Origin of the sequence: Streptomyces sp. URMC 124 (assembly GCF_051386455.1) — a bacterium.
Classification (GTDB): domain Bacteria; phylum Actinomycetota; class Actinomycetes; order Streptomycetales; family Streptomycetaceae; genus Streptomyces.
In genome coordinates, this window is record NZ_JBPQTS010000189.1 from 1 (window position 1) to 12,448 (window position 12,448).

At 75.6% G+C, this 12,448-nt stretch carries 10 protein-coding genes; 8 read left to right on the plus strand and 2 right to left on the minus strand.

The window, feature by feature from the left end:
• A partial coding sequence (locus tag ACSNOG_RS28810) for a transaldolase family protein (RefSeq protein ID WP_436755638.1) occupies window positions 1–948 on the minus strand: 948 nt, incomplete at its 3' end.
• Between the two features lie 346 nt (window positions 949–1,294).
• Here ACSNOG_RS28810 and ACSNOG_RS28815 point away from each other — a divergent pair.
• Genes ACSNOG_RS28815 through tal form a run of 5 tightly spaced genes read left to right on the plus strand, consistent with a single transcriptional unit; the run spans window position 1,295 to window position 6,856 of the window.
• A complete protein-coding gene (locus tag ACSNOG_RS28815) occupies window positions 1,295–2,527 on the plus strand; it encodes a 3-deoxy-7-phosphoheptulonate synthase (RefSeq protein WP_436755639.1) in 1,233 nt (410 codons plus the stop codon).
• Window positions 2,528–2,533: 6 nt separating this feature from the next.
• Window positions 2,534–3,214: an isochorismatase family protein gene (locus ACSNOG_RS28820; RefSeq protein WP_436755640.1), complete on the plus strand. Its 681-nt coding sequence runs from the start codon at window positions 2,534–2,536 to the stop codon at window positions 3,212–3,214.
• Window positions 3,211–5,148 carry an anthranilate synthase family protein gene (locus ACSNOG_RS28825; protein ID WP_436755641.1) on the plus strand — a complete coding sequence of 646 codons (1,938 nt, stop codon included), beginning with the start codon at window positions 3,211–3,213 and terminating at the stop codon, window positions 5,146–5,148. The genes ACSNOG_RS28820 and ACSNOG_RS28825 overlap by 4 nt, the downstream gene beginning before the upstream one ends.
• Window positions 5,145–5,687: a transketolase-like TK C-terminal-containing protein gene (locus tag ACSNOG_RS28830; protein ID WP_436755642.1), complete on the plus strand. Its 543-nt coding sequence runs from the start codon at window positions 5,145–5,147 to the stop codon at window positions 5,685–5,687. The genes ACSNOG_RS28825 and ACSNOG_RS28830 overlap by 4 nt, the downstream gene beginning before the upstream one ends.
• Window positions 5,688–5,710: 23 nt before the next feature.
• Window positions 5,711–6,856: a transaldolase gene (gene tal, locus ACSNOG_RS28835; protein ID WP_436755647.1), complete on the plus strand. Its 1,146-nt coding sequence runs from the start codon at window positions 5,711–5,713 to the stop codon at window positions 6,854–6,856.
• On the opposite strand, the gene ACSNOG_RS28840 is transcribed toward tal, so the two are convergent.
• On the minus strand, window positions 6,805–7,533 hold the full coding sequence (locus tag ACSNOG_RS28840) for an NADPH-dependent FMN reductase (protein WP_436755643.1): 729 nt from the start codon (window positions 7,531–7,533) through the stop codon (window positions 6,805–6,807). The two genes, tal and ACSNOG_RS28840, sit on opposite strands and share 52 nt — an antisense overlap.
• A 352-nt stretch (window positions 7,534–7,885) precedes the next feature.
• Here ACSNOG_RS28840 and ACSNOG_RS28845 point away from each other — a divergent pair, with 352 nt between their 5' ends.
• The 3 genes from ACSNOG_RS28845 to ACSNOG_RS28855 are packed head-to-tail and all read left to right on the plus strand — an operon-like array spanning window position 7,886 to window position 12,137.
• Entirely contained in the window at window positions 7,886–8,914 is a 1,029-nt protein-coding gene (locus ACSNOG_RS28845) for an arylamine N-acetyltransferase family protein (protein WP_436755644.1), read from the plus strand.
• Complete coding sequence (locus ACSNOG_RS28850) at window positions 8,899–10,590, plus strand: class I adenylate-forming enzyme family protein (protein WP_436755645.1); 1,692 nt, start codon at window positions 8,899–8,901, stop codon at window positions 10,588–10,590. The genes ACSNOG_RS28845 and ACSNOG_RS28850 overlap by 16 nt, the downstream gene beginning before the upstream one ends.
• On the plus strand, window positions 10,587–12,137 hold the full coding sequence (locus tag ACSNOG_RS28855; protein ID WP_436755646.1) for an FAD-dependent monooxygenase: 1,551 nt from the start codon (window positions 10,587–10,589) through the stop codon (window positions 12,135–12,137). The genes ACSNOG_RS28850 and ACSNOG_RS28855 overlap by 4 nt, the downstream gene beginning before the upstream one ends.
• Window positions 12,138–12,448 lie beyond the last annotated feature (311 nt).

A 12,448-nucleotide genomic window follows, 5' to 3' on the forward strand; every position in this document is an offset into this window, starting at 1 on the left:
CCCCCGCAGCCGTCCCCGCCGCCCCGCCGCGGCCAGCGTCGCCTCGGACATCGCGCTGACGGTGCCCCAGGCCACGAGCGATTCCACGTACGGCACGCCGCGCGGCACGGTCTCCACGGGGGAGCCGACGGACCACATCACCCGCTGCGGCCGGGCCCCGGCCGTGGCCAGAACGCGCCAGCGCGCGCTGCCCAGCGCTTCCTCGTAGCGCCGGTAGACGAGCCGGGCGACGGCGAGCGAGGCACGGCCCGCGCGCCGTCGCGGGCCGGCCACGGCGTCCACCGCGGCATCGATCCGCCCCACCGGCAGCGAAACGACCGACGGGATCGCGGACAGGTCCAGTCCGGCGCCCCGGGCCCGTTCCAGCCCGGCGAACCACACGTCGACGACCTGTTCGTAGCGGCGCACGGAGAAGACGTCGGTGACGTGCACGCCGATGCCGCGCGCCAGACACGCGCCGGCGGCGGCGAGCCCGTCGTCCGTGGCGGCGATCTTCACGAGGGCGTTGGGCCGGCAGGCGGCCCGGTGCAGGGCGACCGCGGCGTCGACCACGGCACAGGCCGTGCCCCGCGCCGCACCGCCCGGCCGGGGGTCCAGCCCCATCGAGACGTACCCGTCGAGCCCCTGCGTGGCGGCGAAAACCGGCCGCAACTCGTCGCAGGCGGACCGCAGGTCGTAGGCGCACAACGCTTGGACGGCGACGGCCGGCGGAACGGACCGGCACGCCAGATGCGACAGCTGCTGCCCGTAGGCGCTGCCGCCGGCCACTTCGGAAGCGAGGGCGCCGGGGTCGGACGTGGCCCCCCGCACCTCGCCCGCGGCGACGAGCCGGGCCAGCGTTCCGGAGGCGAGGAGCGAGCGGCGCAGGCCGTCGAGCCAGGGGGAGACGCCTTCTGCGAGGAGCTCCCGCAGGACCTCACCACCCGATGTCACCGTGCGCTCTCCCATGGCAGGGTCGCCCCCTCTCCGGATCGGCCGCGGAATCGCGTAGGGCAGAGAGGTCGACCGTAAGCCCGGTCGGTGGCGCGGCCACCGATTCCGCCCGTACTCCGTCAACTTGGCGCGAACAGAGTCTTGACACTCACCTGATGGAGTCGGGCGGCATCTGACGGAGTGAACGGACCGGCATTGGCGGAACGGGAGCTCCCTCGGACGATCGGAAACCGACCGTGTCCGCCTCCGAAACCAAGGACCCAGGGAGCCGCCACCACCCACTCCGCGCCGGACCCTTGCTTTGCCTTGAATGCTTGCTTGTTCTCAAGAGCAGTCACTTAAGCGTTTTTTGGAGAACCCCATGACCGACGCTCTGCTCGACGTCCAGGACAAACCCGCTCTCCAGCAGCCCGATTGGGGCGACGCCCCCCAGGTGCGCCGGGTCCGCGAGGAGCTCGCGCGCCGCCCGGCCCTCGTCCGCTCCGACGACGTGCGCACCCTGCGCCACCACCTCGCCGAGGTGGCCCGCGGCGCCGCCCAGGTGATCCAGGCGGGCGACTGCGCGGAGGACCCGGCGGAGTGCACCTCGGGCTACGTCGCCCGCAAGGCCGGCCTCCTGGACGTCCTGGCCGGGGTCCTGAAGATGGTCGCCCACAAGCCGGTGGTCCGCGCGGGCCGCATGGCGGGGCAGTTCGCCAAGCCCCGCTCCAGCGCGACCGAGCGCGTCGCGGGGACGGAACTGCCGGTCTACCGCGGCCACATGGTCAACAACCCCGAGCCCCACCCGGAGCGCCGCCGCCCGGACCCGCAGCGCCTGCTCTCCGGCTACCTGGCGGCCGGCGAGGCGATGAGGCACCTCGGCTGGCTGGACCCGGCCCGCCGCTCGGGCGTCTGCCCGCCGGTGTGGACGAGCCACGAGGCGCTCCTGCTGGACTACGAACTGCCGATGGTCCGCGCGGGCGAGGACGGCCGCGGGGACGGGCGCGTGGACGGCTGCGCGGACGGCCACATGGGCGGCCGCGAGGACCGCCGCCCCCTGCTGACCTCCACGCACTGGCCCTGGATCGGCGAGCGCACCCGCCGCACCGACGGCGCGCACGTCGCCCTGCTGGCCGCCGTCGCCAACCCCGTGGCCTGCAAGGTCGGGCCCACGACGACCAAGGACGAGATCCTGGCCCTGTGCGAGCTCCTCGACCCCGGCCGGGAGCACGGGCGGCTCACCCTCATCGCCCGCATGGGCGCCGACAGGGTCGGCGAGAAGCTGCCCCCGCTCGTGGCGGCCGTCCGTGACGCCGGGCACCCCGTCATCTGGCTCACCGACCCCATGCACGGCAACACCCTCACCGCGCCCGACGGCCTCAAGACGCGCCTGCTGGACACGGTGATCCGCGAGGTCCGCAACTTCCAGTGCGCGGTGCGGACCGCCGGAGGCGTCGCGGGCGGCCTGCACCTGGAGACGACGCCCGAGCACGTCACCGAGTGCGTCCGCAACGAATCCGAACTCGGCCACGTGGGCGACAAGTACACGAGCTTCTGCGACCCGCGGCTCAATCCGCAGCAGGCCATCTCCGTCGTCTCGGCCTGGGAGGGCTGATCCACCATGGCAGGCATTCCCCCGATCGAGCCCTACCCGATGCCGGCCCCGGGCGACCTGCCCGAGAACACGGCCCACTGGGGCGCCGACCCGACCCGCGCCGTGCTGCTGATCCACGACATGCAGCGCTACTTCCTCGGGCACCTGCCGGAGCACCCGCGCGAGGAGCTGATCGCCAACGCCACCCTGCTGCGCGAGACGGCGGCCGCGCTCGGCATGCCGGTCGCGTACACGGCCCAGCCGGGCGGGATGGACGACCAGCAGCGCGGCCTGCTCAAGGATTTCTGGGGCCCGGGGATGCGCGTCGACCCCGCCGACCGGCGCGTCGTCGAGCCGCTCTCCCCGGCCCCCGGGGACTGGGTCTTCACCAAGTGGCGCTACAGCGCCTTCTTCCGCTCCGACCTGCTCGGACGGATGCGCGCCAACGGCCGCGACCAGCTGATCGTCTGCGGGGTGTACGCGCACGTCGGCGTCCTGATGAGCGCCGTCGACGCGTTCACCAACGACATCCGGCCCTTCCTCGTCGCGGACGCCGTCGCCGACTTCTCCGCCGCGTACCACCGCCTGGCGCTGGAGTACGCGGCGGCGCGCTGCGCCGTGGTCACCACCACCAAGGACATGATGGGCCGCCTGCAGGGCGCAGAACGCCCGGCGGACACGCTCGCGGTGCGGGGGGCGGCCGTATGAGCACCGACGGGGAAGGACGGGAGACGACCGTGCACGCCACCGACGACCTGCTGGCCCGGGTGCTGGGCGCGCGCCCGCCCGCCTTCGCCCTCCTCCACCGCCCCGAGTCCACCGGACCGGGCGCCGTCGAACTCCTCTTGGGCGAGATCTCCCGGCCGAAGACCCTGGCGTCCATCCCGCTGGAGGACACGCCCACCGGTGCGGCGGCGCCCGGCGGCGCCTCGCACGAGGTCCTGGCCGTCGTCCCGTACCGCCAGATCGCCGAACGAGGCTTCCGCGGCGCGGACGACGGCGCACCGCTGCTCGCCATGACGGTCACGCACCAGGCGGTGCTGCCCCTCGCGGAAGTCCTCGCCCGGATCCCCGAGACGCCGATCACGCTGTCGGGCGGGCACTTCGACATGGACGACGACGCCTACGCGGACACGGTGCGCCGGGTCGTCGCCGACGAGATCGGCGAGGGCGAGGGCGCGAACTTCGTCATCAAGCGCTCCTTCCTCGCCGGCATCGACGGCTACACGCCCGCCCACGCCCTGACGTTCTTCCGCCGCCTCCTGGAGCGCGAGTCCGGCGCCTACTGGACGTTCGTCGTGCACACGGGCGAGCGCACGCTCGTGGGGGCGACGCCCGAGCGCCACATCAGCGTCCGCGGCGGCACCGCCGTGATGAACCCCATCAGCGGCACCTACCGCTACCCCGCCGCCGGGCCGAGCCTGCCCGAGGTCATGGATTTCCTCGCCGACCGCAAGGAGGCCGACGAGCTGTACATGGTCGTCGACGAGGAGCTGAAGATGATGGCCCGCATCTGCGCGGGCGGCGGCCGCGTCGTGGGCCCGTACCTCAAGGAGATGGCGCGCCTCGCCCACACCGAGTACTTCATCGAGGGCACCACCGACCGCGACCCGCGCGAGATCCTGCGCGAGACGATGTTCGCGCCGACCGTCACCGGCAGCCCGCTGGAGAGCGCCTGCCGGGTCATCGACCGCTACGAGCCCGCGGGCCGCGGCTACTACAGCGGCATCCTCGCCCTCATCGGCCGCGACGCCGGCGGCGAGCGCCGCACCCTGGACTCCTCCATCCTCATCCGCACCGCCGACATCGACCGCACGGGGCAGGTGCGCATCGGGGTCGGCGCGACCCTCGTGCGCCACTCCGACCCCGCCTCCGAGGTCGCGGAGACCCGGGCCAAGGCCGCCGGGCTCCTCTCGGCCCTGGAGTCCGCGGGCGCCGCCCGCTTCGGCGGCCACCCGAGCGTCCGCGCCGCCCTGGAGCAGCGCAACGACGGCATCGCCGGCTTCTGGCTCGCCCAGGAGGCCGACCGGACGCTCAGCGCACCCGGGCTGGCCGGCCGGCGCGTCCTCGTCGTCGACGCCGAGGACACCTTCACCTCGATGATCGGCCACCAGTTGCGCGCCATGGGGCTGACGGTGACGGTCAGGCGCTTCGACGAGCCGTACGCCTTCGACGGCCACGACCTCGTCGTGATGGGACCCGGCCCCGGCGACCCGCGCGACGGCCGCCACCCCAAGATCGCCCATCTGCGGGGCGCCGTCCGCGCCCTCCTGGACGAGCGGCGGCCCTTCCTCGCCGTCTGCCTCAGCCACCAGGTGCTCTCCCTCGCCCTCGGCTTCGGGCTCGTCCGCCGGGACGTGCCCAACCAGGGCGTCCAGCGCGAGATCGACCTCTTCGGCAGCCGGGAGCGGGTCGGTTTCTACAACACCTTCGCCGCGCGCAGCGACCGCGACAGCGTGGACGTGGCGGGCGTCGGCACGGTCGGCGTCAGCCGCGATCCGCTCACCGGCGAGGTGCACGCGCTGCGCGGGCCGCACTTCGCCTCCATGCAGTTCCATGCGGAATCCGTCCTGACTCAAGGAGGACCCCGCATCGTGGGCGGCCTGCTCGCCGCTCTCGCTCCGGAGGTGCCCGTCGCATGAACCCCGCCCAGATCACCGAAGCCCCCGTCGCCGGGATCGCCGGGAGTCCCGTCGTTGCCGGGATGCCCGCCGTCGAGGGGATTCCCGCCGCCGGTGACGGTGCCGCCCGCGGCGGCTACGTCCTCGCCGAGGCCCACGACGCCGACCTGGCCGCCGCGGCGCCCGACGTCGTCCTCGTCGCCGCCGGCGGCGAGGTGCCGGCCGCCCTGGGCGCCCGCCGCATCCTGCAGCGCGAGGGCATCGCGACCCGCGTGGTGTCGATGCCCTGCGCCGCGTGGTTCCACCGCCAGAGCAGCGCCTACCGCGACGCCGTCCTGCCGCCGTCGGCACCCGCCACCGTCTCGGTGGGGGCCGGCGCGGAAGTGGGCCGCTACCAGCTCCTCGGCGGAGCCGGCGAGAACGTGTGCCTGGACCACTTCGACACCGGCACCGGCACCCCCGGCATCGGCCTGTACGGACCCCACGACCTCTCTCCCGAACGGGTGGCGGCCGCTGCCCGCGCGAGCCTGTCCCGCACGACGGGAAGGGGCAGGCCGTGAGGGGGGAGGCGCCGGGGGTGAAGATGCCGGGGGTGGAGGAGCGCGCCGTGGGCACGGCCGGCGCCGTCCCGGCCGGGCCCGGTGCGGCCGGGGTGTCCGTGTGGCTCGACGGGCTCGCCCGGGAGCGGCTCGCGAGCGGGCGGCTCGCCGCTCTGGCACGCCAGGGGCGCATCGCCGGCGTCGCCTCCGACCCGGCCTTCCTGGCCCGCTCCCTGACCCGCGGTCCGTTCTACACGGGCCAGCTCGGCGACCTCGCCGAACGCGGCATCCCCGCCGAACGGGCCCTGAAGGCCCTGGCCGTCCACGACATCCGGTGGGCCTGCGACATCCTGCGGCCCGTGCACGAGGCGACCGCGGGCGTCGACGGGCTCGTCTCCGTCAGCCTCGACCCCCGCCTCGCCCACGACAGCGAAGCCACCCTCGCCGAGGCCCGCGCACTGTGGCGTTCCGTCGATCGCCGCAACGCCATGCTCGGCATCCCCGCCACCCCCGCCGGCCTCACGGCCCTCAGCGCCTGTCTCGCCGAAGGCATCAACGTCAACGCCACCCTCGTCCTGTCCGCCGCGCGCCACCGGCAGGCCGGCGAGGCCTACCTGGAAGGGCTGGAGCGGGCGCGTGCCGCCGGGCGGCACCTTCCCGCGCTCGCATCGGTCGCCTCCTTTCCCGTCAGCCGCATCGACGCCGCCGCCGACGCCCTGCTCGACCGCGAGGGCACGCTGGAGGCCAGGGCCATGCGGGGCACCACCGCCGTCGCGGCCGCCCGGCAGCTCCACGAGCAGTACGAGCGGATGCTGGACGAGCCCCGGTGGCACGCCCTGGCCGCCCACGGGGCCCGCCCCCAGCGGCTGCTGTGGACCGCGACGGCCGTCTCCGGCCCCGGGCTCCTGCCCACGCGCTACGCCGCCCCGCTGCTGACGCGCGGCACGGTGACGGCCGTCCCGGAGGAGCTGCTGGAGGAACCCGGCCTCGTACCGGCCGGGGGACATCCGCCCGGCGCCGCCGCGTACGCCGCCGCGGGCCGGCTGCTCGGGCACCTGGGGTGGTTCGGCATCGACCACGGCGAGCTGGCCCTGCGCCTGGAGTCCGAGGCGCTCAAGGAGCTCAACGACGCCTGGCATCAGCTCCTGGACGAGGTCACGCTGGCTCTCGACGGGGCGTCGGGCCGCTGAGGCGCCGGTATAGGCGCCGGCGTCCGCGCCGGCGTTGGTACCGGCACCGACGCCGGTACCGGCACGTTCCCGTGCGCACCCCGTACGCGCCCGTGCGGCATCCGCACCGACCTGCGCTGCTCCTCCATGATGGCCACCGCCTCGAACGTGGCGTCGACCAGCTCGCGCAGCGCCCGCACCGCCTCCCCGTCGGTCATCTCGCCCGCGGCGTCGAGCCGCTGGTGCGCCCGGCGGATGGCGACGGGCGGGTGCTCGACGGTGATCGCCTCGCAGCTGTCCAGGAGGTCGAACAGCGCGGGCTGGGCGTCGATGCCTCCCCGGCCGCCGGGCGAGGCGCTCAGGACGGCGGCCACCCGCCCGGTGAGCGGGCCCGCACCGTCGGGGCGGGAGAGCCAGTCGAGGGCGTTCTTCAGCACGCCGGGGACCGCGCCGTTGTAGCAGGGCGTGCTGATCACCAGGGCGTCGGCGCCCGCGACCAGCGCGCGGGCCGCGGCGACGGCCGGGGTCGTCCCCGTGCCCTCCATGTCGCCGTTGTAGAACGGCAGCCGGCCGATCGGCAGGGAGATCACCGAGGCGCCCGGGCGGGTCCGTCCGATGATGCGGCGTACGGCCCTGAGCGCCGCCGAGTTCACCGACGCGGCGCGCAGACTGCCCGAGATCAGTATCACCTTGGTCATGTCGGTCCCCGCTTCTTCGTCGGAGGCCCCGGCGCGGCGCCGGCGCGGGCCGCGGCGAAGGCGGCCGGTCCGGCCCTGCCGGACGGTCCGAGGGTAGATCGGCCGGTGGCGGCCCGCCCCCGCCCCGGGTCCCGTCTGTCAGGTCACCGGGGCCCGTACGGGGGCGACTTGACGCACTGGCGGGCGGGCTGACGCACTCCGCCGCCGCGCGTTGGCACGGCCGCCCGGACCGCCCACGATGGCAGCCACCCGGGCCGTGGGGAGACCCCCCCGGTACAGCCCCACGGCCCGAGGTCCGACCGCCCCGGGACACCGGCTGCCGACACCCCACGGGGGAAGGAGCGTACGGCCCATGCCGAACACCGCCGTCGTCAAAGGCCCCGCCGGAGCCGCAGAGCCCGACGCGGGGGCGGCCTGCCCGGCCGGTGCGCCGCCCCGGCAGCCCGCCGCAGGCGCGCATGCACCCGCAGGGGAGACCGCCGCCCTCGACCTGGACGCCTACCTGGCCAGGATCGGCCTCACCGACCGTCCCCTCCCGCCGACCGCCGCGACCCTGCGCGCCCTCCAGCGCGCCCACACCGCCTCCGTCAGCTTCGAGAACGCCGACGTCCTCCTCGGCCGGGAGATGCCGCTGGACACCGACGCGCTCCAGCGCAAGCTGGTCCGCGCGGGGCGCGGCGGCTACTGCTTCGAGCAGAACCTCCTCTTCGCGGCCGTCCTCGAACGCCTCGGATTCCCCGTCGTCCGTCACCTGGCCCGCGTCCGCCGCGGCAGCAACCGCGTGCGCCGCCGCTCCCACGCGACCCTCGTGGTCGAGGCGGACGGCCGCCCCTGGCTCTGCGACGTCGGCTTCGGCGACGAAGGCCCGCTCGAACCCGTACCCCTCGCCCCCGGCGCCACCGTTTCCACGGGCGACTGGACGTGGCGCCTGGACCTCGAACCGGCGGACGGCAGCGCGGGGACCGCCGGGGCGGCCGGGACGCCCGGGACGCCCGGGACCGCAAGGGCTGCGGGGGCGGCGCCCGGGGACCCCGAGCAGTGGATCCTGCGCTCCCTGCACCCCGACGGCTGGTTCGACGTCTACGCGCTGCGCCTGGAGCACCACGTCCCCGACGACTTCGAGGCCGCCCACTTCTGGACCTCGCACCACCCCCGCTCGCCGTTCACCGGCCGCCTCATCGCCCAGCGCGGCGACGACCACGTCCGCCACACGCTCGCCGACCGCACCCTGGCCGCCCGCTACGCCGACGGCCGCCTCCTGCGCACCGAACTCGCCCCCGACGAAGTCGGACCCGTCCTGCGCGACACGTTCGGCATCGCCCTCACCGCCGAGGACTCCCTGCTGCTGCAGCGGCACGCCACCTCATGGGCGGTCTCGTGAAAGGCCTCCGCCTCGGGCTGATCCCGCAGCGGGCGGCCGCCGCGCACGGCTCCGTCCCGGTCACGCTCGACCACGACCTCGACGCGCTGCCCGGCACGGGCCGCCGGCTGACCTACACCGCCCTCGCCGGGTACGTGGACGACCTGGCGGCCCGGCTGTGGGCGGCCGGAGTGCGCCCCACCGAGCACCTCGCCGTCCACAAGGCGGCGAACTTCGACATCTACCTGCTGGCCTGCGCCGCCGCCCGTATCGGGGCCGTCCCCGTCCTGCTCTCCCCGGCGCTCGACGGTGCCACGGCCGGTGCCCTGCTGCGCCGGCTGGGCCGTTCGCACCGCCCGCACCGCCCGCACCGCCCGCACCGCCCGCACCTGGTCACCGACGACGACAAGCTGCGCACGTGCCTGGCGCCGCTCGACCTGGCCGACGTCGCCGCCAAGGTCATCACCACCGGCCCCGCCCGCACCGCCCGCCCGGGCTGCATCCCCCTCGCGTCCCTGGCCGGCGCGCCGCGCCGCGACCCCGTGCTCCTGCCCGCGGACCGCCCCGCGCTGATGACGCACACCTCCGGCACCACCGGCCTGCCCAAGCTGGTCGTGCACACGGGGGCCGGTCTCTACGGCCGGTACGCGCCGCAGCGCGGCCTCGCCGCCCTGATCCGTACGCCCGAGACGTACGCGGCGCACCTCAGCCCCGTCCACTCGCGGATGTACCTGGCGCTCGCCGTCGCCCTGCCCAAGGGCATGCCGCTCGTCATCGTGGCCGACCCCCGCCCGGCGCAGGTCGCGGACCTCTTCGCCCGCACCCGCCCCGGCTTCGTCGAGACCCACCCCAACTCGTTCACGGCCTGGGAGGAGCTGGCGGACGACCCGCGCGAACCGCTGGCCACCGTCCGGTACTTCAGCTCCACCTTCGACGCCCTGCACCCGCCCACCATGCGCCGGCTGCTGCTCGCCTCCCGGCGGGCCTCCCCGCGCTTCTTCCAGTTCTACGGGCAGAGCGAGTGCGGCCCGCTCTCGGGCCGCTGGTACACCCCGCGCACCGTCCACCGGGCCGACGGCCGCTGCCTGGGCCTGCCCCTGCCCGGAGTCCGCGTGCGGCTCGCCGCCCCCGGCGGGCACCGCGCCACGCGCGAGCGCCCCGGCGCCATCGAGGTGCGCGCCCCGGGCCGGGCCGCCGGCTACTTCGCCGAACCCGGGCGCTTCGCCCGTCAGCTGCACGACGGGTGGTGGCGCACGGGCGACGTCGGCTACCGCACCCGGCTCGGCTGCCTGCACCTCCTCGACCGCGAGGTCGACGTCCTCCCCGCCGTCGGCTCCACCCTCGAGGTCGAGGACCGGCTGATGGACCGGCTGCCGGAACTCGCCGAGGTCGTCCTCGTCCCCGGGCCCCGCAAGGAGCCCGTCCCCGTCGTCTGCACCCGCGGCGACGCGCCCCTGGACCCCGGACGCTGGGCGTCGGCCGCCGCCGAGTGGCCGCAGCTCACCGGACCCGTGCAACTGCCCCTGGCCGAGCTGCCCCGCACCGCCACCATGAAGGTGCGCCGCCTCGAACTCGCCCGCAGCCTGGGCGGGGACGTGGGCGAGGGCGTTCGCGACGGCGTTCGCGACGGTGTCGGCGACGGTGTCGGCGACGGCGGGCGGACGGGCGAGGACGGGAGCGCGGGGCAGGAGCCGTGAGCCCCCGCCCCGGCGCCGCCGTGCTCGTCACCGGCGCCGGGCCCACCGGGCTCCTCGCCGCCTGCGAACTCCTGCGCCGCGGCGTGCCCGTGCGCCTCGTCGACTGCGCACCGCACCCCGCGCCCACCCCGAGAGCGCTGTCCCTGTGGCCCCGCGCCCTCGGCATCCTCGACGACCTCGGCATCGGCGACGACGTGCGCGCCGCCTCCGTACGCATCGACGCCTACCGCTACTTCACCGGCGGCCGCCCCCTCGCCGCCTTCGCCTTCCCCGCCGGGTGCGCGGCCCGCAACCTTCCGCAGTACGAGACGGAACGGCTCCTCACGCGACGGCTGCACGAGCTCGGCGGCGCGGTCGAACGCGGCGTACGGCTCGACGGCTTCACCCCGGACGGGGACGACGCCGTGCGCGTGTTCCTGCGCCACCCCGGCGGGCGCGGCGAGACGTGGCGCACGCCGTACCTCCTGGGCGCCGACGGAGCGAGCAGCACCGTCCGCGAGCGGCTCGGGACGCCCTTCGCGGGCGTCACGTACCCGATGACCTTCGCCCTCCTCGACACCCGCGTCGCGGGACACCTGCCGGCCGGCGAGATCCACTACTACCAGGCGCCGTCCGGCACCCTGGTGATCGTGCCCCTGCCCGGCGGCGTCTTCCGCATCCTGACCGCCCTGCCCGCCGGGGCCCCCGCCCCCGGCGTCCCCGCCGTGCAGGCCCTCCTCGACGCGCGCGGGCCGGGCGGCGTACGCATCACCGACCCCGTGCACCAGGCCGTCTTCCGCGTCCACGCGCGCCGGGCCGCAACGCTGCGGCGCGGCCGCGTCCTCCTCCTCGGCGACGCCGCGCACGTCCACAGCCCCGCGGGCGGCCAGGGCATGAACAACGGCCTCCAGGACGCCCACAACCTCGCCTGGAAGCTCGCGGCGGTGCTGAACGGCGACTCCCCGGCGACCCTCCTGGCCGGCTACGAGGCGGAGCGCGAGGAGGCCACCCGGCGCATCGTCCGCGACACGGACCTGCAGACGCGGGCCTGGATGGCGGAGGGCCGGGCGCGGGTCGCGGTCCGCGACGCCGCGTTCCGTCTCCTGGAACGGACAGGAGCGGTCACCCGCTTCTACGCCCCCGTCATGGCCGGCCACCGCCTCGCGTACCGCCCGCAGCGCGCCACGCAGGAACCTGCCCGCCCGGCGGCCTGCCGCCGGCTCGGCGGCGTACGGGCCGGGGCGCTGTTCCCCCGCGCGCTCGCCTTGGCGTACGGCATCAGCGGCCCGGGGACGGACCCCTCGGACTGGGTCCTGGCTTTGATCGTGGCACGGGGAACGCTGCCGGAATGGTCGGCGAAAGCACTCCGAACGGCCGCCGCGCACCGCCGCATACGCCCCGTCACCCTCCCTCTGGACGTGGCGTCCCCCGCCACCGGTTGCCGCCGTCCCGGCTACTACCTGATCCGCCCGGACGGCCACGTAGCAGCCCACGGCCACGCCCGCGACACCCCGAACCTCCCCCGAGAACTCACCCAGGCCACCTACCTCTTGACCACCCCGTCCTGAGGCCGCCGGTCCCCGGCGGTGCCGGTCACACCCGCGGTCGGAGGGCACGGCCCGCACCTTTCTTCCGCCGCGGCCCGGCGCTCAGCGACGGCGTGGATGCCCGGCGGTGCCGGGTGCACCTGTTGCCGGTTGGACACCGCAGGCCGGCGGCAGGGTTGAAGGGCGCGGCTCGCGCCCTTCCTTCCGCCGCGGCGGTGCTCAGCCACGATGTGGATGTCCGGCGGTGCCGAGGCCACGTGCTGTGCGTTCGGCACCGCCGGGCTGCGCTGTGGTGGTGTTCGCCGTGGCGGCGGAATGGAGGGTGCGGCACC

Bases quoted from the DNA above. Each gene is read 5' to 3' on its own strand.
- ACSNOG_RS28815 (WP_436755639.1), top strand. From the start codon at position 1,295: ATGACCGACGCTCTGCTCGACGTCCAGGACAAACCCGCTCTCCAGCAG.
- ACSNOG_RS28820 (WP_436755640.1), top strand. From the start codon at position 2,534: ATGGCAGGCATTCCCCCGATCGAGCCCTACCCGATGCCGGCCCCGGGC.
- ACSNOG_RS28825 (WP_436755641.1), top strand. From the start codon at position 3,211: ATGAGCACCGACGGGGAAGGACGGGAGACGACCGTGCACGCCACCGAC.
- ACSNOG_RS28830 (WP_436755642.1), top strand. From the start codon at position 5,145: ATGAACCCCGCCCAGATCACCGAAGCCCCCGTCGCCGGGATCGCCGGG.
- tal (WP_436755647.1), top strand. From the start codon at position 5,711: ATGCCGGGGGTGGAGGAGCGCGCCGTGGGCACGGCCGGCGCCGTCCCG.
- ACSNOG_RS28840 (WP_436755643.1), bottom strand. From the start codon at position 7,533: ATGACCAAGGTGATACTGATCTCGGGCAGTCTGCGCGCCGCGTCGGTG.
- ACSNOG_RS28845 (WP_436755644.1), top strand. From the start codon at position 7,886: ATGCCGAACACCGCCGTCGTCAAAGGCCCCGCCGGAGCCGCAGAGCCC.
- ACSNOG_RS28850 (WP_436755645.1), top strand. From the start codon at position 8,899: ATGGGCGGTCTCGTGAAAGGCCTCCGCCTCGGGCTGATCCCGCAGCGG.